Consider the following 24,564-nt stretch of genomic DNA (forward strand, 5'->3'; position numbering starts at 1 on the left):
ATCATGAACAATGACGAGACACTGACTATCAACAGTCCTTCACTGCCCAAGGGCGGTGGTGCCATTCAGAGCATCGGCAATCACCTGGGTCCGGTTGGCGCCACCGGCGCAGCTTCGTTTGAACTGCCTTTACCTGTCAGCCCCGGACGTGGTTTTGCCCCCGCACTGGCGCTGTATTACAGCAGTACGAGCGGCAACAGCGCCTTTGGGTTTGGTTGGAGCACCGCGGTCAGCGTGATCAGGCGACGCGCCGGCAGGGGGGTGCCCGCCTACACCGAGGCAGATGTGATCCTGGGGCCGCAGGGGGAGCCATGGATGCCAGAGCGCAATCCGGACAACGGTGCATTGATCTCCCGGCCGGTGAATGCCTATAACGGGCTGCCTGTAGGCCCCTACGTTGTTGTGCGCTACTGGCCGCGGGTCGAGGGAGCTTTTGCACGGATCGAGCATTGGTCCGATAGTGCCGACCCCGCCGGTTTCTGGCTCATCCACACGGCCGATGGCAACCTGCACCTGTACGGCAAGACCCACGCTTCGCGGCGTGCCGATCCAGACGCCCCGCAGCGTGTAGGGGAGTGGCTGCTGGATGAAAGCCTGAACCCTCGTGGCGAACATATTGCCTACGAATACAAGGCCGATGGGCAGGCGCCTGCCCAGCGCTACTTGAGCAAGGTGTTGTATGGCAATGAGCACGCAGATGATCAGCTGTACGCCTGGCGCGTTGACGGTTGGCAGAGCGTGCGCTGGCACTTTCAACTGGTGTTCGACTATGGCGAACGTCCTGCTGCCATGGCGTCTTTCTCCGTTGACGACGACAGCCAGGCATGGCCTGGACGCAGCGATCCCTTTTCCAGCTATGCCTACGGTTTTGAACTCAAGACCCGGCAACTGTGCCGCCAGGTGCTGATGTTTCATTACTTCCCGGATGAGCCAAGCCTGGGCCCGGACCCCGTGCTGGTGCGCCGCCTGTTGTTGGAGCATCGGCAAACATCATTGGGGTTCAGCCTCTTGAGTGCGGCCCGTGAACAGGCTTTTGACCCGCTGGGCAGGCTTCTGGATCGGCCGCCGATGGAGTTCAGTTATAACGCTTTCGAACTCAAGCCCGAGCCCCGCAATTACCAGCCCTTCGACAGGATGCCCGGCCTCAATGATGGCAGGCGCTACCAGTTCGTCGACCTGTATGGCGAGGGCCTGCCGGGCATTTTGTACCGTGACGACAAAGCCTGGTACTACCGTGCACCCGTGCGTGCCGCGGACGCCAACCATGCCGACGACGTGGCCTATGACGAATGGCGTGAACTGGAAAAAATTCCGGTAGCCGACACTCAGCAGTCACCGCGTCAGTTTCTAAGCGACCTCACGAGGGACGGGCGCCTCGATTGGATCATGGCCCAACCTGGGTTGTGCGGTTTTTTCAGCTGTAATCCGGATCGCAGCTGGTCGAACTACACGACCCTGGCGGCTTTCCCCAGTGAGTTTTTTCATCCTGAGAGGCAATTGGCGAATCTGATGGGTACCGGTTTGCCTGACCTGGCGATGATCGGCCCGCGTAGCGTGCGCTTGTATGCCAACCGGCGAGCGTCGGGGTTTGCCACGGCCATTCAAGTTCCGCGCGAGCCTGGCGAAGACGATTTGCCGCTGATCAGCAACGCCACCACCGAACTGGTGGCGTTCAGTGATGTGCTGGGCAGCGGGCAGCAGCATTTGATCCGTATCCGTCATAACACCCTGACGTGCTGGCCCAATCTGGGGCGGGGCCGTTTTGGCAAAGGTTTTGAATTCAGTGAGTTACCTTTTGCTTATGAGGCGTTTGAGGCATCACGGGTGTTGCTGGCGGATCTGGATGGTTCCGGGGGCTCGGATCTGATCTATCTGAAGTCCGAGTGCGCGCTGATATTCATGAACCGGTGTGGCAACGGCTTCGACGCCGCCGTCGAGTTACCTTGGCCCGACGGTGTGCTCTACGACCGCTTCTGCCAGGTGAGTATCGCCGACCTGCAAGGGCTGGGCTGTTCCAGCCTGGTAATGACGGTGCCCCATATGTCGCCCAGGCATTGGCGGTATGACTTTGTTGCCGCCAAACCCTATTTGTTAAGCGCAACCAATAACAACCAGGGCGCGGCGGCGGCGGTGGAGTACCGCAGTTCGGCGCAGGAGTGGCTGGATGAAAAACAGCAATTGGTCGCTGACAACCAGCCGGCCGTATGCCTTTTACCGCTCCCCATCCCCGTGGTGAGTGCGCAGGTCCAGTACGACGAAATCACCGGCAATCGGCTGGTGCAACGCTTCGAATACCGCAAGGGCTTTTACGACGGTCAGGCGCGCTCGTTCCGAGGTTTTGCGCTGCTGAAGTCGGTGGACACCGAGGCCGCTGCCGAAGTGGCACGAGAACCAGGCTTTAGCGAACCGGTGCTGCGCAAGACCTGGTTTCATGTCGGGCAACAGGTCGAACAAACCGGCGATGATTACTTCAAGGGCGATCACAAGGCCCATCCATTGGGCGCTACCCTGTTCAGCCACTATCACGAACAGGAGGGTGTCGATCAGCCTGCCGTTCCTGCGGACGCCCAGATCCCGGACATGCTCTATGTGCTGGCAGGGCATGTGTTGCGTGTTGAAACCTACGCGGGTGACAACCTCAGTGACGTTCCCTACGCCGTCGAACAAAACCGCTACCTCATTCGCTTACTGGAGCGGCCGGTGGGCGGTCAATTCGCACCCTACAGGGTGATGCAGGCGCTCACGCTGGAGTCGATTGCCTACCGCTACGAACAGCGAGCCGATGACCCGCAGTGTGAGCACGCAATCAACCTGTGCTGGGATGCCTTCGGCAGCCTGACCCATACCGTCAGGGTCAGTTATGCCCGGCGTTTGACGGCCGAGGATGATCCGGCCTGCCAGGTGGACCCCCGTGAAATCGAACCGCACCAGCGCTGGTGGTGTGACGCCCATGATCAAGCGCAGCAGGCTTATTACCTGAGTGAAAGCCTGGCGCGCTACATCCACCTGACGGACCCGCAAGGCTGGCGCCTGGGCTTGCCTTATTTGCAGCGCGAAAATGCGTTGGTCATAAACAAGGGATCGGGCTCCGGTGGTCTGCAACCCCATTTGATCAGTTATGAAGCCTTTATAGCGCAAACTGCGGATAACCCATTGAACCCTCAGGCCGAGCGCGTACTGGTAGGGCAATCGATACAACGCTATCGGGACCTGTCCGGGGTCAACCCGTTGCCGGACGGGAGTGCCACTTTCGTGGCGCTGGCTGATGAGCAGGAAGTCGCCGAACTGGACGAGAGCGCGCTCACCGCCTATGACCTGTTGCGTGACGATCAAGGCGAGCTGCCGTTCGACCTGGAGCAGAAGCTCTTCGAGGTTGGCTACCACAACATGCCATGGATCTTGTCTGCCGGTGCTGAACAGCAAGGGCCATTGTGGTCGATCAAGCGCGGTTTCAATACCTACGCCGGGCTGGCCGGTTTTTATAACGTACTCAGCGTCCAACAAACCCGCAGCCATGGCGTCACCCAATTGAGCTATGACCCCTATGGGTGCCTGAGCACTGGCGTACGCTTGCCGGACGGCTATGAGATACGTGTCGAGGCGATCGACTATCGCTTCCTGCAACCGGCGCGCATCATCGACCCTAATCAAAACACTCAGGAGGCGCTCTACGGTGCCTTCGGCCAGGTTGTCGCCACCAGTTTCCAAGGTACTGAACGAGGTCAACCCGTTGGCTTTGCGCCACTCACCGACTACCAGCGGCCTGAAGGGGACACGCCGAGCGAGGTCATCGAAGCGCCGGACAGCGCGTTGCAAGGGGCGGCCACCGCGTATTTCGAGGCCCCTTTCAGCTGGATGGGCCGGGTGCCCGCCGCCGACCTGCAAGACCAGGAATGGCTGGACGAGTGCGTGGCCCAAGGCGATTTGCTGCCCAGCGGGTACATTCGCGCACCGGCCCGGCGGCTCTTGCCGTCCGATGTCTTGACGCCGGCGCGGCAACGCTTGCTGGCGTTGATCGCGCGAGCGCAGCGCGAACCTGTGCACACCCTGACCTTGCAGGCTGATCGCTACCCAAATGACCCGCAACGACAGATCCGCATTGCCATCGGCTGTTGGGACGGCTTTGCTCGCGCCTTGCAGAGCAAGCAAAAGGTCGAGCGTGGGTATGCCTATCAGGTGGATGAAGACGGTTCGTTGGTACTGGATGACTCTGGCCGGCCGGTCACGGTGTCGGATGTTCCACGTTGGCGAGTCAGCGAGCGGGTCGAATACAACAATAAGGGGCTGACAGTACGAACGTACCGGCCCTATTTTGCCGATCATTACCGCTACATCAACGACGCCAGCTTCAGGCAACACGGCTACTACGACCGGCAATTCTATGACCCGCTGGGCCGTCCGACGCGCACCGTTCTAGCGAAGGAAGGCTATATGCGCCGCCATACCTACCTGTCCTGGTACAGCATTTATGAGGATGAAAATGATACCTGGGAGGAGGTGAAGGCGACAAAGGACGCGGTGGATAGGGAGGTTCAATGAACAGTAACAGTTTGGCGATGCACCAACATACGCCCACCTTGAATGTTAGCGATCCTCGCGGGCTGACGGTTCGCCAGTTGCGGTACTGGCGCAGCTCGCCCGATCAGCAGGCGCATGCACACATCCATCGCAACGTGTTTGACGCTGTCGGCAGGCTACTGGCCAAGTGGGATCCTCGGCTGTTCCAAGAGGCTGCTGCCCCGGCCAACCTGACCCTGCTCCGTGGATTGTCCGGTGCTGTGTTGTGCACCCGCAGTGTCGATGCGGGTTGGCGCGTCAATCTGTTGGGCGAAACCGGTATGCCGATACACAGTTGGGACGGTCGTGGCACGCGGCGTAGTTGGACGTATGACGATCAATTGCGGCCCTTGGCGGTGTTCGAGCAAGCGGCCGTTGGTGAGGAATCTTGCACGGAACGCATGGTTTACGGCGTGGGAAGTCACGCCTTCGCCGAGCACAACCAATGTGGTCGACTGATCCGCCATGATGATCCGGCCGGGACACACCACTTCAATATGTTTGGTCTCACGGGCGCTGTGCTCGATGAGCGACGGCATTTCCTGCGAGCGCTGGACTCGCCTGACTGGCCGCTGCCCGTGAGTGAACGTGATGTCTTGCTCGAACCGGGAGCGGGTGCTCACAGCGTTTTTCGCTTCAGCGCGTTGGGCGAGTTGTTGGAGCAGACCGATGCTGCGGGCAATCGGCAACTGTTTAACCAAACGGTTGACGGGCTGTTACGCGACGCTTGGCTGCACCTTGAAAGTGCGCCCCAACCCCAGCGCGTAGTCAGTGATATTGACTACAACGCCGAAGGTCAGGTCGAGCGGCAAACTGCTGGCAATGAGGTGGTCAGCCTGTTTGACTACGATCCGAAAAATGCACGCTTGAGGCGCTTGCGAGCCAGGAGAGTCGGTGGCGAACCGCTGCAGGATTTGAACTACGGCTACGACCCGGTGGGCAATATCCTCAGCCTCGAGGACAAGGCCCTGCCGACTCGCTATTTCGCCAACCAGCGTATCGAACCGATCAACCGTTATGTCTATGACAGCCTGTACCAGCTGATCGAAGCCACCGGTTGGGAAGCCGGCACCCAGAACCGGGGGCCTGCCCACCTTGAAGACCCGGCCGCGGTGGCCAATTACCGCCAGACCTATCGTTACGATGCGGGCGGCAATTTGTTGGCGTTGATCCACCATGGCCCGCAACAACATGGCCGCGTGCTGACGGCCGCCAGGCATAGCAACCGCTGCCTGCCTGAACGCAATGGCGTGCCGCCGACCGAAGGCGAAATTGCCGCCGCGTTTGATCAAAACGGCAATCTGCTGACGCTGGAACCCAACCGCATGTTGCGCTGGGATGGACGAAATCAACTGCGGCAGGTCACGCCGGTAGAACGCGAATTCCTGCACGATGATACGGAGCGCTACGTCTATGACGTCGACGGTATGCGCCAGCGCAAGGTGCGCTCAATGCAGACCAATGCCCGTACGGTACTCAGCGAAACCCGGTATTTACCGGGGTTGGAAACGCGCACCGTCGACGGTGAGGTGTTGCATGTCGTCACCGCCCAGGCGGGGCGTGGAACGGTGCAAGTGCTGCATTGGCAGTCTTCCTCACCCCGGCAGCTCGCCAATGACCAGTACCGCTACACCCTGAACGACCACCTCGGTTCCTGCTCGCTGGAGTTGGACAGCGAGGCCCGCGTCGTCAGCCGGGAAACCTACCATCCGTTTGGCACGACAGCATTCCATGAGCGGGGGGATTCGAGCGAGGAGAGTTATCGCACGTTGCGTTATTCGGGCAAGGAATGCGATGCGACAGGGCTTTATTATTATGGGCTCCGGTATTACGTGCCTTGGTTGCAACGATGGTTGAATCCAGACCCCGCCGGTGATATCGATGGACTTAATTTATTTCGAATGGTCAGGAATAACCCTTTGACTTATGTTGATGTCGATGGGCGAATTCCCCATGAGGCACCGTTGGATGCGGTGGGTGAAAACACTGTGCAAAACAGGCTAACCAATGAATATTGGAAAAAAATCCTGTTGGATAAGCAAAAACAATTAACGGGTGAGGGAGCCAAAGGTGTACCTCGGAAAAAAGTGGTTGCAGGGAAAAAGAAGAAAAAAGAAGAAGCGCCAAAAAGAAGGTTGGTTGATATTGTCAAGGAAGTAGCCCCGCCGCTGTTGGAGCGTTTAGTACAGGAAGGCACAAATAGCCCGGAAGTTCTAAGGCTATACAGGGGCATGAAAAATGATCAGGCCGAAGCAATAATGCACTGGGATGTGAACAGTAAGCTCAATGTAGAGATGTTCATAAGAAGTCAGGAGGCGAAGCAACTATCGGCCAGTCAATTAACCTCTCGGCTAGTGAAAGGTAATAATTTGGAAATTATGCCGATCAGTGGTCACTTGGGTGATTTTGATCAGGCCAGGGAATACGCTAAACAACAGGATGAAAGCGTGATGGAATTTACCCTCAAGCCCGGGGCACATGCACTGTTATTTTCCCAAGACTATGTAGCGTTGGCGGCGGGGGGGAAAGGGGCGACGAGTATTCTTCCCCAGATCGCCGCGTTGGATAGTCAAGTTGAATATAAAGTGGCGGCGGGAGGAGAAGGCAATCTGCCGGGATACATTGGTATGAAGTCTGAGAATATAGGCCCCTTTAGCCTCGTCATGGGGCAGTCCGCTCCAACCCATTTGTTATTCCAACTGTTCGTTCAGCACGTGCGCAAGGTCCCAGGGCTCAGTGAGTAAGGTTTGAGGTCTCCTGCACTTATCACCCACGCCAGGCTATTTTCAGGGTGTTTGGTTTGATGGGACCGACCGCAGGGGCGAGCGATGCCGGCAAGGCCCTTACCGTCACCCAAAGCCCAAGAAAAAGCCCCCACCCAACCCACTGCGGATAGGGGACGCAATGGGCTGGGCGAGGGCTTCTTGTACGACTGTTTTACTGCGCGATAGTTTTCACCGACACGCCACGTTCAATTGGCGTCGAGCGACCGTAGATATCTTCAAAGCGCTCGATGTCGTCTTCGCCCAGGTAGCTGCCCGATTGCACTTCGATGATCTCCAACGGGATCTTGCCCGGGTTGCGCAGGCGATGCACCGAGGCGATCGGGATGTAGGTGGACTGGTTCTCGGTGAGCAGGAACACGTTCTCGTCACAGGTGACTTCGGCGGTGCCGCTCACCACGATCCAGTGTTCGGCTCGGTGGTGGTGCATTTGCAGGGACAGGCACGCGCCCGGCTTGACCGAGATGTGCTTGACCTGGAAGCGCCCGCCCATGTCCACCGAGTCGTAGGAGCCCCACGGACGATAGACTTCGCAGTGGTTCTGGGTTTCGCTGCGGCCCTGTTCGTTGAGGGTGTTGACCATCTGCTTGACGCCCTGGACCTTGTCCTTGTGGGCAATCATCATCGCGTCTTTGGTTTCCACCACTACGATGTTGTCCAGGCCGATCACCGAGACCAGTTTGCCGTTGCCATGCACCATGCAGTTGCGGCTGTCCTGGATCACCACGTCGCCTTTGCTCACGTTGCCGTTGGCGTCTTTATCGTTGACCGCCCACAGCGAGGCCCAGCAACCCACGTCGCTCCAGCCGGCGCTCAGGGGTACGACGCAGGCGCGCTGGGTTTTTTCCATCACCGCGTAGTCGATGGAGTTGTCCGGGCAGCAGGCAAAGGTGGCTTCGTCGAAAGTCACGGTGTCGGCGGTCTGTTCGCTACGCTCCAGGGTCAGCACACAGGTGTCGTAGATGTCCGGGTCGTGCTTTTTCAGTTCTTCGAGGAAGCGGCTGGCGCGGAACAGGAACATGCCGCTGTTCCAGAAGTAACCGCCGCTTTTGACGAACTCGACGGCGCGTTTTTCATCGGGCTTTTCCACGAACTGCTGCACGCGGCTCACGCCTTCGGGCAGCAGCGAATCGTTGGTGGACTTGATGTAGCCGTAACCGGTCTCCGGGCGGGTCGCCGGCACACCGAACAGCACCATCTCGCCACGCTCGGCGGCCACGGTGGCCAGGGCCAGGGCGCGTTGCAGGGCTTTCTGGTCGTCGATCACGTGGTCGGCGGGCAGCACCAGCATCAGCTCGTCGCGGCCTTCATTGACCAGCATCATCGCGGTCAGGGCCACAGCCGGTGCGGTGTTGCGGCCGAACGGTTCCATCAGGATGCGTTGGCTTTCCAGCTTGCGCGCGCTCAGCTGCTCGTTAACGATGAAACGATGGTCCTTGTTGCAGACCACGATGGGGGCGTCCATGCCTTCGAACACCAGGCGTTCCAGGGTTTGCTGGAACAGTGTGTGTTCGCCGGTCAGGGCCAGGAATTGCTTGGGGAACTGTTTGCGGGAAAGCGGCCAAAGACGTGAGCCGCTACCACCGGAAAGGATAACTGGAATCATGGGGGTTTCTCCTAAAAGATAGTTGGAAGCTGCAAGCCCCAAGCTGCAAATAACAGCTCTTCACTTGCAGCTTGAAGCGTGTCGCTCATTGCTCACGCGATCAGCGTGTCGACACCGGGCGCTTGACCCACACTGGCGACAGGCTGCTACCGGAACCGGTGACGTACAGCACCGCCGCTTCACCGCGTTCCAACGCAACCGGCTTCACGTCGCCGACTTTCTTGTCGCCGTCATACAACGCCAGGCTCACTTTCACCGGGTTGATTTCACGCTCGCCACGACCTTTGGCGGCCACCGACTTGACCACGTCGGTCTTGCCGTCGGCGGTTTTCAAGGTCAGGGCCTTGTCGCTGAGGTTCTGCACACGTACCAGGGATTTCTGCTTGTTCTTGAACGGCGGTTCTTCGATCAGCTGTGGCTGGCCGCTGCCGCTGTTGACCAGGGTGTAGTAGTGGTCGGCGGCGAGTTTGACCGGTACGGTCTGGCTGCCGACCTTGGCGCTGTAGTCACCGCCTGGCATGAAGCTGAAGTCGCTGCTGGCCAGTGGCGCAACCTCGCTGAGGTTGGTGTTGCCGACAGTGGCGCTGACCTCCTGGTTGCTGGCGTTGTAGATGCGCACAAAGCTCGAACCCTTTGGCGCGGTCGGGCCATAGAGCGCGGCGTCACCACCGGCGAAGGCAGACATCGATACGAAGCTCAAGCCGGCAGCGATAGCCAGAGTCTTGGCGAGACGACGCGGAGTAGTAGTGAAAGTCATGTGAGTTACCTCTCTTTCAGTTTTGCGCCCGGTCGGGCGTCTCGGATTTTTTAAGGGTGTTCTGTGCCATGTTTTGTTGGCGCGAACCGGCTTCTTTAAGCTGCGCAACCCATGCCGGGTCGGCATCACCGATTTCGTTGTTGACGGGCAGATAGCGTTCAGGGAACTCCCAGATCAGCACTTGTGGCGGGCTGTTCTTGAAGTCGTCACTTTTGAGGTAGCTGAGCATCGGCAGGATCGGGCCGTGGCCGTCTTCGGCGTAGCTCACCACGTCGCTGCCCAGGGCTTGCTTGAGGGCGCCGACGAAGTTCCAGTTGGGGTTGGCGCTGTAGCTGGTACCCACCAGGGCCACCGGGGTTTCGCTGTCGCTGAACAGCGCGTCGTCGCCTTTCTCTTCGGCCAGGTGCGTGACGCGTTTTTGCAGCGGCTCCTTGGGCGGCATCAGGTTTTCGAACAGCGGATCCAGCGGCAGGAACAGACGCAGGTCGCCTTTGTGCGGCTCGGTTGTTTCCGCTTCGGTGACAAAGCGCTGCGGCTCGCCGCTCAGCGGGGTCTTGTCGGCAATCGTCTTGGCCAATTGCTTGGCGGCGATTTCCGCACCGTCCGGCGTCCAGTGGGTATCGGTGCGCAGGAACACCTGCTTGCCACCCAGCTTGGCCTGTTGCAGCGGACCGAGCAGGTCAGGGGCAATGATCTTGTCGGCCGCCACACGAGCGTGGAAGTCCTGGTACAGGTTGGCGTGAATGCTCGCCGGTTTCACCTCACCCAGGTGTTCCGGGTACAGGCGCACCTTGGCCGGCACGATCGCCATGACCAACTGAATGCCCTGGGCCTTGAGCTTCTGGCGCACGCCCTCGACCAGCGCGTAGTTGCCTTCAAGGTTCTGGTCTTCGTTGACGGCGGGGTTGAATTCCTCGTCGCTGTACAGCCAGTGATCGCGGCCCAGCACCACGCCAGGGCGGCCTTCATTGAACAGTTTGTAGTCCAGCGCGGCCCAGAGGTTGGTGCCCAATCGCTTGATCGGGAACTCCTCGTCGTAGTGGGTCTCGACGGCCTTGGTCCAGCGACCGTTGAGCACGGTCGCATCGGCGTTGGTGCTGAAACCCATGAAGCTGCGCAGCGACCAGGCACCCAGGGCCAGCAGCACCACCATGAACAGGCTGATATAGAGGACGCGTAATGATCGGGTCATGGTCGGCTCCCTCAGAATTGGAAGTAAAGGAACGGCGAGAAACTCTGCGCCGACAGTTTGAGAATCGACGCCACGAACAGCAGCAGCACCGCAGCGCGCATGGCGTAGCGTGGCCAGTCAGCGGTCCAGTAGGCCGGTTGCACGGCCGCGTCACGGCCCACGGTGAAGCCGGGCTCATGGATGCTGCCTGGAGTGTCGCCGGGTACGGCCTTGATCAGGCTCGGGTCGGCCGGCTTGGTCTTTTCCGCTGGGCGGTTGGTGTAGAAGTCGCGCAGGCCGAAGAACGCCAGGGTGGCGTAGGCCACCACCAGGGTTGCCACTTGCAGGCCGGTGAGGTTGGCGCGGTTGAGCTCCGAGAGCGACCATTCGCCAAAGCTGAACATCGCACCGTACATACGGCCGGCGACGTGCAGGTTCTCGGAGCGGAAGATCACCCAGCCCATCACCACCAGCAGGAAGGTGAAGGCCCAACGCAGCACGTTGAAACTGCGTGGCGCGGTGTTGAGGCCGATGGCTTTTTCAATCGCCAGCCACATGCCGTGCCAGGCACCCCACACGATGTAGGTGATGTTCGCGCCGTGCCACAGGCCACCGAGCAGCATGGTCAGGAACAGGTTGCGGTAAGTGGTCAGCGTGCCTTTACGGTTGCCGCCCAGGGTGATGTACAGGTAGTCACGCAGCCAGGTTGAGAGGCTGATGTGCCAGCGGCGCCAGAACTCGGTGATCGACTGGCTGATATACGGCTGCTTGAAGTTTTCCATGAAGCGGAAACCCATCATCAGGCCCAAACCAATGGCCATGTCGCTGTAGCCGGAGAAGTCGAAGTACAGCTGCGCGGTATAGGCCAGCGCACCCAGCCAGGCGTCGCCGGTGGTGGGGTTCTGCAGGGCGAAGCAATGGTCGGCCACCACCGCCAGGGTATCGGCGATAAAGACCTTCTTGATGAAGCCCTGCATGAACCGCGTGCAGCCCTCGGAGAACTTGTCGAGGGTGTGGGTGCGGTTGTTGAACTGGTCGGCCAGGTCACGGAAACGCAACACCGGGCCGGCGATCAAGTGCGGGAAGATCGCCACGAACGCCGCGAAGTCGATCAGGTTGCGCGTGGCCGGGGTGTCGCCGCGGTACACGTCGATGATGTAGCTGATGGACTCGAAGATGTAGAACGAGATCCCGATCGGCAACAGCACGTGGGTGAGAATGAACGGCTCCAGGCCCGCCGACTTCATCATCACGTTGATGCTGTCGACGCCGAAGTTGGCGTACTTGAAGTAGCCGAGGATGCACAGGTCGACCGCCACGCCGAGCAGCAGCCAGCGTTGGGCCGGCTTGGTGCGCACGCCCGCCGCACCGACCTTGAGGCCGATCCAGTAGTTCCACAGCGTGACGGCGGCGAACAGGGCCAGGAAGTCCACTCGCCACCAGGCGTAGAACACGTAGCTGGCAATCAGCAGCAGCAGGTTGCGGTAGCGTTGCCCGCTCAAGTAGTACAAGCCGAGAAAGATCGGCAAGAACAGAAACAGGAACACATTGGACGAGAAAACCATCCCGATCTCTCCATGTTTAAACCAACAGTCAAGGGCCAATGGCCCCCCCAAACCCCCCCACGGTGTCGGGGGAAGCTTTGATCGTTCCCACGCTCTGCGTGGGAATGCCTCTTGTGACGCGCTGCGTCACGCTTTGGGACGCAGAGCGTCCCGTGCTGCATTCCCACGCAGAGCGTGGGAACGATCAGCGACTAGCTGCCTTTGTTGCCTTTTTCATGCGCTGGGTCGTAGACCTTGGTCAGGTCTCCTCCCAGGCGGAAGGTCTTGAACGGTTGCATCCCGTGCTTGCGTTCGATTACATCCGGAGCGCAGGTGTAGAGGGTGCAGAACGGCTCAAGCCAGGCGTATTTCATGTCCTCCTTGAGGTCTTTCATGTCCTGTTCCTTGCCGTTCTTCTGCTCGAAGATTTCCGGGTCCTTGACCCCGGCCAGCACTTTGTCGCCCAGGCGCTTGAGCGCGCTGTTGTTTTCCTGGCGCAGGTCAACACCGTTGACCAGGGCAAAACTGGCGATCATCGACAGCGGCGGCAGGGCGTAGTTGTGGTACGACAAGGCGCGTTGCTGACGCTTCAACTCATTGGGCAAAAAGCCCTGGTCATCGACCTGGTTGACGCCGACCTTGTATTCCTTGACGGCCCAATCAAACAGGTCGCGACGGTTGGTGGCGATGGACGTGGCCATGACCGACCAGGCGGCCCAGTAGGAATGGTTGTTGGTTTTTTCCAGGGGCAGGTTGTCCCAGTCGCTCACCACCTGATCGGCCAGTTTGTTGAACCAGGCTTCGATCAGTTGGGATTCCTGCTGGTGGTTGGCCAACGGGTGCGAATCGGAGAACTTCAGGCGTACATAGGCCGAGGCCATGCTGCCCAGCGCCCATTTGCGCATGGACTTGCCGGTGTGGTTGAAGTCCTTGGACATCAATGCATCGGCCTTGGCCCACGACACCAGCCAGTTCAGTGTGCATTCGAGCTGCTCGGGGCGGCCGTCGCGCATGAACTGCATCACGCGTTTGCTGGTGTCTTTTTCCAGCTTGGTGATGTCGGCGGTGCTGTCGCGAAAGGCCTTTTCCGACTGCATATTCAGCGTCGAACGGGCCTTGTCGGAGCCTTCGTACTTGCTGCGAAACTGCAGAGGCCCGGTATAGGGCGTCGGCATGGTGTCGCAGTTTTCCTTGAAGTCGCCGGTCTTGAACGCTTCGATCGGTGCGAAATAGCCCTGGGGCGGACGCAAGGGCGCGGCGGCGTTGACCGAGCCGGCAAACATTGCCAGGCCCAGCAGCGTTGGGATCAATAACTTCTGCATAGGTAACCTCATTGCCCGGCAGAGGCGGTCTGTTGACCCCCCGCCGGGAATACGTTGCGTGTGCAAATTTTCGCTTCGACTTTCTGCGCAGCAGCGCCCGCTTCGGGGCCCTGCACTTCCACGGCCAGCAGGTTCTGCGAGGCCCAGTCTTCATCAGTGCGCAGTTCAAAGGCGAAACGCCCGTCTGTATCGGATGTTTCGGGTTTCTCGATCTTGATGTCCTCGTGGCGCCCGTTCATGTACCAGAGGGTGGCTTGCAAGGTTTTCACCGACGGGTCGGCGAAGCGGATATCAACCTGGTGATTGGCATTACGCAGGTCTTTGTTCGAACTGTTGACCAGCAATTCGTTCTTGCCGGGTTTGAGCGTGGCGCTGGCGGACATCTGCGCGGTCTTGCCTTCGCAGCCGTTGTCCAGCAGCGACATCATCTGGCGATAGATGGTTTCCTGGTCCAGGCGGTACAGCGGCGAGAATTCCCAGATCAGGATCTTTGGCGGGGTTTTCTGGAATTCGTCGCTGCCCAGGTATTGCAGCATCGAGCCTTCCAGGCCACCGCCGGGGAAGGCGACGTTGAGGATGTCGGCACCGATTTCCTCTTGCAGGAAGCCGGCGAAGTTGTAGTTCTTGCCACTGTGGCTGGTGCCCACCAGGGTGATCTGCGGGTTGCCCGAATCGCTGAACAGGTCGCCGTCGCCCGCTTCGCCCTTGGGCTCGGTGGTGAACTGGTCCATGTACTGGATCGCGTAGCTGGTGCCGCACAGTTGCCCGGCCATGTTGTGCAGGGTGCCGGTCTTGCCCATGCGCCCGGAGCGCTTGGTTTCGAATTCGCGCTTGGGAATATCGGCGAATTCAGGCAGTTGTTTGACCTTGGCCGCGACGATTTTCGCGGTGCGCTGGGCGCCGTACGGGGTCCAGTGCTGGTCGCCGCGGAAGTAGAAGTCGTGGGCCGGCAATTCGTCCGGCAGTTGCTCGTTGGTCAACGGCGACAGGTCCGGCACCACGTAGCCCATCTTGGCGAAACGGCCGAGCATGGTCTGGTAGTTGCCCAGGGCCTTGTCGAAATCGAACGCGGCTTTTTCCGCAGGGTTGAGCTTGTTGCGGTTCACCAGGCCACGGGTCGGCTGGTAAACCAGCACCAGTTCCACGCCCTTGCTCTTGAACGCATCGTGCAGCTGTTGCAGGCGTTTGTAGCCGGCGGGGCTGGTGTCGAATTCGGTGCGCAAATCTTCCTGGGTCCGGAACAGCCAGTCGCCCTGGGCTTGTACCAGGGTGGTGAAGTTCTGCTGGTAGCGCGTGGTGTAGTTCTTCGCGTCATGGGCGGCCGGGCACAGGCTGCAGCACGGTTCGGCGGTGAAGGTCGGAGCCTTCACTTCGTCGGCGCGCACGCCCTGGCTGGCCGCAAGCAGGCCGAGGGTCAGACCCGAGAGGCTCAGCAGTTTGATCATGTGTGGGTGCATAAGGGTCATCCTCAGTCCTGCATTTCGGTCTGGCGTTCGACAGGGTCGATCAGCACGGCTTTGCGCTGGCGCACCAGCAGGTCGAGAATTTCTTCCTGACGCTCGCCCAGTACGCCGGAGAAGCTGATGCCGCTGGATTTGGTTGGCGCCAGCATCGATACGCGGTACAGCTCGATACTCAACGGCGAGTCGATCGACAGCGGCCCGCTGCCGTTACCCGCCAGCTCACCGCCGACCACGATCAGCGAGACCTTGGCATCGAACGGGTCGAGGGCGATGTCGCGGTCGGTGTCGGTCAGATCCTTGATGTGGCCGTACACGCCGGTCAGGCCGTTGGCCATCGCGGTGTTTTCGTACAGCTTGATGTTCACGCTGTTACGCACGCGGATGCCGTGACGACGGTTGCTGATCACCTTGTTGCCCCACAGCAGGTTGTCGCCACTCTCATAGAGGGTGATGCCGTCGGTGTGGTTGCGGTAGATCTCGTTGTCGACGATCAGGTTGTTCACGCTGTTACGGTCGATCACCAGGCCCGAGAGCTTGTTGTCGTAGCTGCGGTTGTTGAAGATGAAGCTGTCGTTGACCTCACGGGAAATGATGATGCCGTGCTTCTTCTGGGTGCCGTAGACCGTGTTGTCCGCGATGATCAGGCCGTGGGAACGGTCGTGGGGGTCAATGCCGTAGACGATGTTGTCTTTGTAGGTGTTGCCCTTGATCACGAAGCCTTCGGTCTCGTAGCAGTAGAAGCCGTACCACATGTCCGAGAACTCGGAGTCGATGATCCATCCGGTCGGCTCAGAGCGCTTGAGCACCTTGGCCATGTTCGGCGTGTACTGGGAAATACTCACCCCGTACGACTTACTGTTGGCGTAGCCGAAGCTGGCCATCTTGGTCTTGGAAATGTAGGTCTCGGTACCGCCCCAGGCCAGCAGGAACGGGCGGAATTCCTTGGGCGACTTGAACAGTGCCGGGCCATTGGCCTTTTCATCCCAGCCGGTGATCTTGGTGTCATGCACAAACAGTTGGCCGTCGTTGATCAGAAACGAACCGGCTTGCTGGGACAGGCGCAGCTCCTGGGTCTTTTTATCGATGTCGAGGATGCCCTTGCGCCCGACCACGATCGGCAATTTGGCCAGGAACACACCCGGCGAGGTTTCGCTGAAGTACTGCTTGGGCACTTTGCCCAGCAGGTCCTTGAGGTTCATGTAGCCGTCGTCGACGAAGATGGCCTGGGGAATGCCGTGCTGGCGCACCACCCATTCGGCCATCTTGTTATCGCCGCCGATAAAGTCCTTGAGGGCGTCTTCCTGCATCATGCGACGGATGCTGATTTTGCCGGGCTTGGTTCTGACAATTTTCTTTTCCATTGCCGCGGCGGTGTAGCCGGACAGGTCCGGCAGGGCCGGCTTGGCCATTTCCAGTGGCGCGGTCGGCGGGCTGGAAATGGTGTAGGTCTTGGCCTGTTGCAGTTCTTTGGCGATCGTCGGCGCCTTGACCGGCTGCGCGGTATCGGCGAAGGCGGTGGCGTTCGCCATCAGCATCGCGGCTACCAGCAAGCGTCTGCCCGTGAAGGGATGAGCAATCATTGCGCAGGCTCCCATCAGAATTTCCAGATCACGTCGACAAACGCGCGGTGCATGTACGAGTCGACCTGGCTGCCATAGGCATCACCCGGTTTGAACACGCCTGCACGCAAACGCACCAGGGCCGACGGTTCGTCCACCGACTGGCTCAACGCCGCCGGCAACAGGCCTTTCTTGAAGTACTTGGTGACCACCAGGTCCATCTCCTGGCCCAGGTCCTTCTTGCCGTCTTCGAGCGGCAGAGAGGTGCTGGACAGGATCGCGCCGGTCACGTCGTCGGTGTTGTTCTGCACCGCATCGATGCCATTGCTGCCCACCGGCTTGTTGCCGTCGACGCGCCAGAATTTGTGGTACACCAGGCTGGCGTCATAGTCCTCGCGCAGCTGCCAGGAACCGAACAGGCTCATGGACTGCATGTTGTTCATCTCGCCGCGAAACGCTTCGCCGAAGCGATGCACGCGGGACTGGGTGCCGGTCCAGTTCGAACGGTTGCTTTGCAGGCCGTTCTGCTCGTACTCGGCACTGGCGCGGGAATAGGCCGCACCCACTTGCCACTGCGGGTCAAGACGCAGGCGGATACCCAGGTCGGTGGCCCAGCCACTCACATCGTCGCTGCGCTTGGCCGTGGTCGGGCGGGTGCCGTCGGCGTTCAAGGCGTTGACCGTGTCGCGGTCGCCCTTCACCCCGGTGATGCTCGCCCAATAGTTGACGGTGTTGGTGTTGCGCCAGTTATAGGCGTCGCTGTTGGCTTCGATGCCGAGCCAGGTCAGGTCGCCGTTTTCGCGTTTGTCCAGCGAGTCGGTGGCTACGCCCGGTTCCGGGTAGTCGAGCTTGCCGTTGTCATGGGTGTGGTGACCGCGCAGGCCGATCCACTGCCCCGGCGTCCACTGGTAGGCGGCGTCGGCGTAGAGGTGCTGACGGTCCTTGTCCTTGGGCGACAGTTCCTTGAGGTCGGTGCGGTATTCGCTGAAACGTTCGGCGACGCCGACATTGGCCTTGAGCAGGGTGGTGTCGAAGGTCCAGTTCAACGCTTCGATATTGGTGTCGCGCCATTGGCCGTCGTCATTGCGCAGGCGTTGGCGGCCGAGCTTGAGGATTTCGCCGGGGTAGGGCGTAAAACCGCTGTAACCCACCCAGAACTCGCGCATGGCCAAGTAGTTTTTCTTGGTCTTGCGGTCGCTGTTGGTGGTCTGCTGGTTTTCGTCATCGGCCGACTGTTGCAGGGTATCGGTCTCGATGATGTCGCTCGACGCAACCGCCTGACCCATGGCGTAGGCGCTCCAGTTGCCGCTTTCACCGTAGATCCACGGGCGCAGGTCAATACCGACACCGTTGACGTCACCGCCTTTTTGCGTACCCAGGTCACGGTCGTCTTCGGACTGGCCGGTGACTTTCACTTCAAGGCCGAAGTTCTTGGCTTCGGTGAGCGCGGCCAGGGTCGGGCACGACCACAGCAGGGCGAAGGTCAGGCCGATACCGGCCTTGACGAATGGATTGAGCTTCATAGGGATTCCTCGCCGTCGTCTTCTTCATCCAGGGCGTGCAGTTGCAACGTGCTCTGGGCCAGGGTGCCGCGCGCGGCCAGTTCTTGCTGCACCAGGCGTTGGCCCTGTGCACGTTGTTCTGGCGTGAGCGGGGCTTCGAGCTGCGCGGCCAGGTCATTGGCCTCTGGCGTGTCCTGGGCTTTAGCCAATTGGCTGAAGACATAGGCGTTCAATGGGTCGGGCTTGGTGCCCTTGCCTTGGGAAAACAACTGGGCGATGGCAAAGTCCGCGCTGTTCTGGCCGTTGCGCGCAGCGGTCAGCAGGTGGTCCAGGGCCTTTTGTGAGTAGACCTGGCCCAGATAACCACGGCGATATATCTGGCCGAGGTAGTAATCGGCGGCCACTTCGCGGCCCACGGCTTTTTGAAAGTGTGCTTCGGCGGCCTTGGCGTCCGCCGGTACCCACTTGCCTTCGTAGTAGAGCTTGCCCAGGAGCAGTTCGGCGCGCGGCTGGTCGGCGGCGCGGCCGTTGTCCAGGTACTTCATCATCTGGTCGACGTCACCCAGTTCGGGGAAGTCGTAGAGCAGTTGCGCCAGGCTGACCCAGGACGCCGGGTAGCCGGGGGCGATTTTTTCCAGCAGGGCCTGGGCGGTTTTTTCGTCCGGCGTGCCGAGGGTGGCATCGCCGAGTACGCGGGCGACGCTGTCGACACGTTGCGCGGTAACGGTGCCACGGCTGTAGTCGGCCTCCATCTGTTTGAGCAGTTCGGCCTGTTTTTCTGGCTGCTGTTTTTTCTGATAGACCGTGGCCAGCTCGACGTAGCAGATATCGGTGGTATTCAGCGCGGCTTTGCAGATGCGCTCCACGTCATCCAGGTGCTGGTCGTAGGTGCCCTGGGTGCGATACAGCAGCACCTGGGCCAGACCGGCTTCCGGGTAACCCGCCGCCTGCCATTGGCTGATCTGCTGCTGGGCATTCACGTTGGGGAAACTGTGTGGGTATTGCAGGTACAGCATCGCCAGCGGGATCAGGGTATTGCCTTCGCCATTGGCAAAGGCTTTTTTCAACAGGCCTTCGGCTTCATGCTGCTCGGCTTCGGTGGAGCCCGGCTTGGCCACCAGCAGGCGACCCAGGCGAGCCTGGGCGCGCGGCGAGGTATCGGCCGCTGCACGGTAAGTGGCTTCGGCCTGTTTGATTTGCGCCGGATCGCGGGTGCCTACCTGGATATCGGCCAGGCCAACCTGGGCCTCGCTGTAACCCAGCTCTGCCAGTTGCTGGTAATTCTGCTGCGCGGTGACGGTATCGCCACGCTTGAGCGCTTCATTGGCCAGGCGTTGGTCGGGCAGACCGGCGCAACCGGCGAGGGCGATGGCCAGCACCAGGGGCACCGGCAGGGTTCGAAGGGCGCTCATGATTAAAGACCCGCAGCCATGGCTTTATCGATCAGCCAGTTCAGCGATGGGCCACGGTCGCTGGTCACTTCCACCGGGCGGCCGGCATAGGTGCTGTCCAGCGGGGCGTCTGGCTTGATCTGCACGCGGATGTCGGAGGACAGGTCGGCGCTGTTCAGGCTGGTGCTGCTGACGATGGTGCCGGTACGTACTTGTTCTTCGTCGGCGACCTGGAAGCTCACTGGAGTACCGGGGCGCACGTCGCCGAACTGGCGATAGGAGAAGCGTGCTTCCACATTGGCCAGGCTGCCGCGTGGTACCAGTTGGAAGATCACGTCACCTTTGCTGGCGTACTGGCCGTCGGCGACCAGTTGCCGGGCGACTACGCAGTCGCAAGGGGAGGTCAGGGTGCCAGTCATTTGTTTGCCGAACAGCTCTTCGACCTTGGCCGGTTGCAGTTGGTCTTCATCCAGATGGCCCTTGAGCACATCCAGCATGCTGGTGCTGAAGGTCGCCAGTGGCGCGCCTTTGGCTGCAACCAAGTCACCTTTGAGCAGGCTTTGCACGGTGCCGTCGCGCGGCATGGTCACGTTCATGCCAGGCACGCTCACCAGGCCGGCCTGGGCGTGGCTGACGAAGTACATGCCGTATACCGACTTGAAGACAAAACCGAACGCCGCCAGGCCGACCAGAAAGATCGCCAGGCTGAACGTCACGGCGCGCAGGCGGCCGAAGGCGCTCATGTTGCTGCCGCCGTCCTTGACCTTGCGTGCCTTGGTGAAGTTGTCACGTTGCAGGGTGGCCAGTACGTCGCCCATGGTCACGATGTCACCGGACAAGTGTGAGGTGATCAGGTGGCGCAGGGTGGAAATATCCTGGGCGTCGAGGTTCTGGAACTGGCAACCGGTGCGGCCGGTCTGGCGGTCGTAGGAGCGGATCTGCAGCTCCACGTCCATGGCCAGGCCGAGGTTATCGATGACAAATTGCAGGCGGCCTTTGTGCACTTCGCCCACCACCAGCGGTTGGGTGGCGGTGAACGCCAGGCCACCGGCGGACAGGTCGATCACCCGTGCTTCGGTCTGGGTACGGTCGGTGTTGAAGAAACGCAGCTTGGCCGGGATTTTGACCCGGGCGTGTTGGCGCTGGGCTTCGGATTCGTGGACAACGTTGGCGTTTACTCGGCTGTTCATAATATTTTAGTTCCTAGTTAATTCAGGCTTGGCAGGGTCAGACCATCATCAGCAACACGGCAACGAAGATGCTGCCGGCGGAGAAGGTCATGGTCCGAGACGACCAGGTGTTGAACCAACGTTGAAAGCTGGCCAAATCGCGGGTCAGTTTGGTGTCCTGGCGGGTCCAGGACTGTTGATCAAGGCGGAAGAACACGTAGATCTTCACCAACGCGCCCATGATCTGGTTGTAATAGAGAATCACCGGGTAAGCCGGGCCGATCTTGTGGCCGGAGCACGACAGCAGCAGGGTCAGGATCAGGCGGGTGATGCCGATCCACAGCAGGTAGGCGAGGATGAACGCGCCGCCGTACTTGACGGTGGCGATGATCGCCACGGTCAGGCCGAGCAGGGAGGTCCACATCGACACACGCTGGTCGAACAACACGATGCTGGTGAACAGGCCCAACCGACGCACACCCAGGCCCAGGGCTCGGGAGTTCTGGCGCAGGTTGTTGCCGTACCAGCGGAACATCAGCTTGCGGCTGGCCTTGATAAAGCTCTTTTCCGGCGGGTGTTCCACGGTGTTGATCGCGGCGTCCGGCACGTAGAAGGTGTCGTAGCCCAGGCGCATCAGGCTGAACCAGCTGGACTTGTCATCGCCGGTGAGGAACTTGAAGCGGCCCAGGCGCCAGTGTTGCAACGAGTCACTTTCCACGTCGGCGATAAAGCCGGGGTCGGTCACTACGCTGGCGCGGAACACCGACATGCGACCGGTCATGGTCAGCACGCGCTTGGACAGGGCCATGGAGCACATGTTGATGTGGCGTTGGGCGAAGCGCAGCTTGTGCCACTCGCTCATGATGTAGCCGCCGCGCACTTCGCAGAATTCGTTGGTGGTCAGGCCGCCGACATTGCCGAACAGCTGGAACCACGGCACGGTCTTGCGCACTACGCCTTCGGCGAGCACGGTGTCGCCGTCGATCACGGCAACCACGGCGCGGTCATCCGGCAGGTGGCGGGAAATGGCGCGGAAACCGAAGGCCAGGCCGTCGCGCTTGCCGGTACCGGCGATGCGCACGAAGTCGAGCTTCACGTGGTCCGGCGGGTTCATGCGTTCCCACAGGCTCTTCACCAGCAGCTCATCGGACATTTCCACCAGCGAGCAGACCACGGTGGTGGGGAAACCGCACTCGATGGCTTCGCGGATCACCGAGCTGTAGACCTGCGCGGTGGTCAGCGCATCGATGCGGAAACTGGTGACCATCAGGAACACGTGGGACGGGTCGGCGGCCTTGCCCAGCTTGCGCACTTTGCGCCGCAGGTGGGGGTAGACCACGTACAAGAACAGCATGCCGCGAAAGAAATGCGTAGCACCCATCGAGTAGCGCCAGATACCGACGGCGCCAATCAGGAAAATAAAATTCTTCGACTCGGAGTCGAAGGTGCTGGCTGGCAGAGCCAGAGCTAGAAGCGCTAAGAGCCCCAGAAATAGTAGCCAGCCAGTCGCTTGGTTTAGCCTTTGCATATTGGTGTCCGTCACGGGGGAGTAGGGCCACAAGCGGCAAGCTACAAGCTGAAAAGCGAGCGCTTCCAACTTGCCGCTTGCCGCTTAAAACGTACCGCTGCTCCTTACCAACAAATGCCTTCGGTACGACCCGTCGTGCAGGTGGCCTTGGACATGAAGCCCACCAGGTCGATCACTTGCTTGCCGTGCGGAGCGTTCTGCGCCAGGGCGCGGAATTTCTCGTCACGGTTGCCCAGGATGATCACGTCGGAGTTGTTGATCACGTCGTCGAAGTCCGAGTTGAGCAGGGACGACACGTGCGGGATCTTGCCTTCGATGTAGTCCTTGTTCGCACCGTGTACACGGGCGTATTCGACGTTGCTGTCGTAGATGCTCAGGTCGTAGCCCTTGCCGATCAGCATTTCCGCCAGCTCGACCAGCGGGCTTTCGCGCAGGTCATCGGTACCGGCCTTGAAGCTCAGGCCCAGCAGGGCAACTTTGCGTTTGTCGTGGCTGGAGACGATGTCGAAGGCGTTCTGTACCTGGGACTCGTTGCTGCGCATCAGCGAGTTGAGCAGCGGTGCTTCCACGTCCAGGGAGCTGGCGCGGTAGGTCAGGGCACGCACGTCCTTTGGCAGGCACGAGCCGCCGAACGCGAAGCCTGGGCGCATGTAGTACTGGGACAGGTTGAGGGTCTTGTCCTGGCAGACCACTTCCATCACTTCGCGACCGTCGACACCGACGGCCTTGGCGATGTTGCCGATCTCGTTGGCGAAGGTCACCTTGGTGGCGTGCCACACGTTGCAGGTGTACTTGATCATCTCGGCAACGGCGATGTCCTTGCGGATGATCGGCGCGTCGAGTTCTTCGTACAGCGACTGCAGAACATCGCCGGAGGCTTTGTCGAACTCGCCGATGACGGTCATCGGTGGCAGGTCGTAGTCGGCAATGGCGGTGGATTCGCGCAGGAATTCCGGGTTGACGGCGACACCGAAGTCGACGCCGGCTTTCTTGCCGGAGCAGTCTTCGAGGATCGGGATCACCACATTGGCCACGGTGCCCGGCAATACGGTGCTGCGCACCACGATGGTGTGGCGGGTGGTCTTGTCACGCAGGACAAAACCGATCTCGCGGCATACCGCTTCGATGTAGTTGAGTTCCAGGTCGCCGTTTTTCTTGCTTGGCGTGCCAACGCAGATCATCGACAGGTCGGTATCACGGATGGCTTCGGCAAAGTTGGTCGTGCCGCGCAGTCGACCGGTTGCGATGCCTTGGCTCAACAGTTCGCCCAGACCCGGTTCAACGATTGGCGATTTGCCTGCGTTGATCAGGTCGATCTTTTCCTTGGAGATGTCTACGCCGACCACTTCGTGGCCACGGGCAGACAGGCAACCGGCACACACTGCGCCAACGTAACCCAAACCAAATATGCTGATGCGCATCGCAATTACCTCTTTGTCATTGAAGACGGTATTAAAATCATGCCAGTAAATGGCCGGAGTTCATGTTTGCAAACGTCACAAGTGCCGCGAAAGTTGGGCGAATAGACGCCGACTTACCGCGTGCAGGCATGTTGAATAACGAGTGACTAATTATTGCACTCAAGTTGTGCGAAACTTGGCCTTGTTGTTGGGGCCTGCCCTCAAATGCAGCCAGCCTTCCAGGGAGAAGGACCTGGCGTCAGTGCCGCAGGGCCTCGATACAGGCTTAAAGCCTTTTTATATCAATGCCTTGGGTTGTCTCACTGACCCATTGGGGTTAGCACGGCCTTGGCCTTATAGTTTGTGGCAATGGATCCTTATCGCCGCTCTCAACTAATCGATGTGTTATATGACCACTGAGTCAAAGTTCAATGTGAAAACTTCGCTACTTCCGTTGGTCGCTCATGTAAGTCATCTCCTACAGAATCAGGGAATTTCGTTACCGGTGGTATGAGCGGTGCTTTAGGATGAAGTTCCGGGCCGCTCATCCTGTTTCCTGAAATTTCTTGAAATATGAGCAAAGATGGCACTAGTACTATATTGATAGCACTTGCTATTTGGGGCAGTAGTTATGGGGAGTTGCGGCGCAGAGATAGTTTTGTGCCACTAGTGTTTTAAAAAAAAGGTGCCACTACGAAAAAAAATGATGAATGTCGAGTGAAGAATTGTTAAAGATTTGGGTTGAGGTTTTTTTGGCGTCATAAAAATGACGTTCCGCGGGTTGGAATGCAGATAAAAATGTGGGAGCTGGC

The 24,564-nt window shown here is 59.8% G+C and carries 14 protein-coding genes; 2 read left to right on the forward strand and 12 right to left on the reverse strand.

Translation table 11 applies throughout. From position 1 onward, the window contains the following. Positions 1-3 precede the first annotated feature (3 nt). Together AB4O05_RS09750 and AB4O05_RS09755 are read left to right on the forward strand one after the other, a co-directional pair. A complete protein-coding gene (locus tag AB4O05_RS09750; RefSeq protein ID WP_460131350.1) occupies positions 4-4,539 on the forward strand; it encodes a SpvB/TcaC N-terminal domain-containing protein in 4,536 nt (1,511 codons plus the stop codon). Beyond that, positions 4,536-7,301 (forward strand): RHS repeat domain-containing protein, encoded by a 2,766-nt coding sequence (locus tag AB4O05_RS09755; RefSeq protein WP_460131348.1) that lies wholly within the window; start codon positions 4,536-4,538, stop codon positions 7,299-7,301. The genes AB4O05_RS09750 and AB4O05_RS09755 overlap by 4 nt, the downstream gene beginning before the upstream one ends. Before the next feature lie 193 nt (positions 7,302-7,494). On the opposite strand, the gene AB4O05_RS09760 is transcribed toward AB4O05_RS09755, so the two are convergent. The 12 genes from AB4O05_RS09760 to AB4O05_RS09815 all read right to left on the reverse strand — a co-directional run bounded on the left by AB4O05_RS09760 (position 7,495) and on the right by AB4O05_RS09815 (position 23,773). Continuing rightward, positions 7,495-8,946, reverse strand: coding sequence for a mannose-1-phosphate guanylyltransferase/mannose-6-phosphate isomerase (locus AB4O05_RS09760; protein ID WP_460131347.1), 1,452 nt, complete (start codon positions 8,944-8,946; stop codon positions 7,495-7,497). A 100-nt stretch (positions 8,947-9,046) separates the two neighbouring features. Then, positions 9,047-9,703 carry an alginate O-acetyltransferase AlgF gene (locus AB4O05_RS09765; protein ID WP_460131346.1) on the reverse strand — a complete coding sequence of 219 codons (657 nt, stop codon included), beginning with the start codon at positions 9,701-9,703 and terminating at the stop codon, positions 9,047-9,049. A 16-nt stretch (positions 9,704-9,719) separates the two neighbouring features. Next, positions 9,720-10,895: an alginate O-acetyltransferase gene (locus AB4O05_RS09770; RefSeq protein WP_460131345.1), complete on the reverse strand. Its 1,176-nt coding sequence runs from the start codon at positions 10,893-10,895 to the stop codon at positions 9,720-9,722. A gap of 11 nt (positions 10,896-10,906) precedes the next feature. Next, the gene (locus AB4O05_RS09775) at positions 10,907-12,439 is read right to left on the reverse strand and encodes an MBOAT family O-acyltransferase (RefSeq protein ID WP_460131344.1); all 1,533 of its coding nucleotides are present in this window, start codon (positions 12,437-12,439) and stop codon (positions 10,907-10,909) included. A 191-nt stretch (positions 12,440-12,630) separates the two neighbouring features. After that, positions 12,631-13,740 (reverse strand): mannuronate-specific alginate lyase, encoded by a 1,110-nt coding sequence (locus AB4O05_RS09780; protein ID WP_460131343.1) that lies wholly within the window; start codon positions 13,738-13,740, stop codon positions 12,631-12,633. An 8-nt stretch (positions 13,741-13,748) separates the two neighbouring features. Further along, on the reverse strand, positions 13,749-15,197 hold the full coding sequence (locus tag AB4O05_RS09785) for an alginate O-acetyltransferase (protein WP_460137627.1): 1,449 nt from the start codon (positions 15,195-15,197) through the stop codon (positions 13,749-13,751). Between the two features lie 11 nt (positions 15,198-15,208). Beyond that, positions 15,209-16,798 (reverse strand): mannuronan 5-epimerase AlgG, encoded by a 1,590-nt coding sequence (gene algG, locus AB4O05_RS09790; RefSeq protein ID WP_460131342.1) that lies wholly within the window; start codon positions 16,796-16,798, stop codon positions 15,209-15,211. Continuing rightward, positions 16,798-18,285, reverse strand: a complete 1,488-nt coding sequence (locus AB4O05_RS09795; protein ID WP_460131341.1) for an alginate export family protein — start codon at positions 18,283-18,285, stop codon at positions 16,798-16,800. Before AB4O05_RS09795 ends, algG begins: the two co-directional genes overlap by 1 nt. Next, positions 18,282-19,676, reverse strand: coding sequence for an alginate biosynthesis TPR repeat lipoprotein AlgK (gene algK, locus AB4O05_RS09800; RefSeq protein ID WP_460131340.1), 1,395 nt, complete (start codon positions 19,674-19,676; stop codon positions 18,282-18,284). The genes AB4O05_RS09795 and algK overlap by 4 nt, the downstream gene beginning before the upstream one ends. Before the next feature lie 2 nt (positions 19,677-19,678). After that, positions 19,679-20,845 carry a PilZ domain-containing protein gene (locus tag AB4O05_RS09805; RefSeq protein ID WP_460131338.1) on the reverse strand — a complete coding sequence of 389 codons (1,167 nt, stop codon included), beginning with the start codon at positions 20,843-20,845 and terminating at the stop codon, positions 19,679-19,681. Between the two features lie 37 nt (positions 20,846-20,882). Further along, positions 20,883-22,352, reverse strand: coding sequence for a mannuronan synthase (alg8, locus tag AB4O05_RS09810; RefSeq protein ID WP_460131336.1), 1,470 nt, complete (start codon positions 22,350-22,352; stop codon positions 20,883-20,885). Between the two features lie 104 nt (positions 22,353-22,456). Beyond that, positions 22,457-23,773 carry a nucleotide sugar dehydrogenase gene (locus AB4O05_RS09815; RefSeq protein ID WP_460131335.1) on the reverse strand — a complete coding sequence of 439 codons (1,317 nt, stop codon included), beginning with the start codon at positions 23,771-23,773 and terminating at the stop codon, positions 22,457-22,459. Between the last annotated feature and the right edge of the window lie 791 nt (positions 23,774-24,564).

It is taken from the genome of Pseudomonas sp. S1_G07, from assembly GCF_054668565.1.

What these genes read in the sequence shown, in the direction of transcription:
- AB4O05_RS09750 (WP_460131350.1), top strand. Translation starts at nt 4, where the DNA reads ATGAACAATGACGAGACACTGACTATCAACAGTCCTTCACTGCCCAAG.
- AB4O05_RS09755 (WP_460131348.1), top strand. Translation starts at nt 4,536, where the DNA reads ATGAACAGTAACAGTTTGGCGATGCACCAACATACGCCCACCTTGAAT.
- AB4O05_RS09760 (WP_460131347.1), bottom strand. Translation starts at nt 8,946, where the DNA reads ATGATTCCAGTTATCCTTTCCGGTGGTAGCGGCTCACGTCTTTGGCCG.
- AB4O05_RS09765 (WP_460131346.1), bottom strand. Translation starts at nt 9,703, where the DNA reads ATGACTTTCACTACTACTCCGCGTCGTCTCGCCAAGACTCTGGCTATC.
- AB4O05_RS09770 (WP_460131345.1), bottom strand. Translation starts at nt 10,895, where the DNA reads ATGACCCGATCATTACGCGTCCTCTATATCAGCCTGTTCATGGTGGTG.
- AB4O05_RS09775 (WP_460131344.1), bottom strand. Translation starts at nt 12,439, where the DNA reads ATGGTTTTCTCGTCCAATGTGTTCCTGTTTCTGTTCTTGCCGATCTTT.
- AB4O05_RS09780 (WP_460131343.1), bottom strand. Translation starts at nt 13,740, where the DNA reads ATGCAGAAGTTATTGATCCCAACGCTGCTGGGCCTGGCAATGTTTGCC.
- AB4O05_RS09785 (WP_460137627.1), bottom strand. Translation starts at nt 15,197, where the DNA reads ATGCACCCACACATGATCAAACTGCTGAGCCTCTCGGGTCTGACCCTC.
- algG (WP_460131342.1), bottom strand. Translation starts at nt 16,798, where the DNA reads ATGGGAGCCTGCGCAATGATTGCTCATCCCTTCACGGGCAGACGCTTG.
- AB4O05_RS09795 (WP_460131341.1), bottom strand. Translation starts at nt 18,285, where the DNA reads ATGAAGCTCAATCCATTCGTCAAGGCCGGTATCGGCCTGACCTTCGCC.
- algK (WP_460131340.1), bottom strand. Translation starts at nt 19,676, where the DNA reads ATGAGCGCCCTTCGAACCCTGCCGGTGCCCCTGGTGCTGGCCATCGCC.
- AB4O05_RS09805 (WP_460131338.1), bottom strand. Translation starts at nt 20,845, where the DNA reads ATGAACAGCCGAGTAAACGCCAACGTTGTCCACGAATCCGAAGCCCAG.
- alg8 (WP_460131336.1), bottom strand. Translation starts at nt 22,352, where the DNA reads ATGCAAAGGCTAAACCAAGCGACTGGCTGGCTACTATTTCTGGGGCTC.
- AB4O05_RS09815 (WP_460131335.1), bottom strand. Translation starts at nt 23,773, where the DNA reads ATGCGCATCAGCATATTTGGTTTGGGTTACGTTGGCGCAGTGTGTGCC.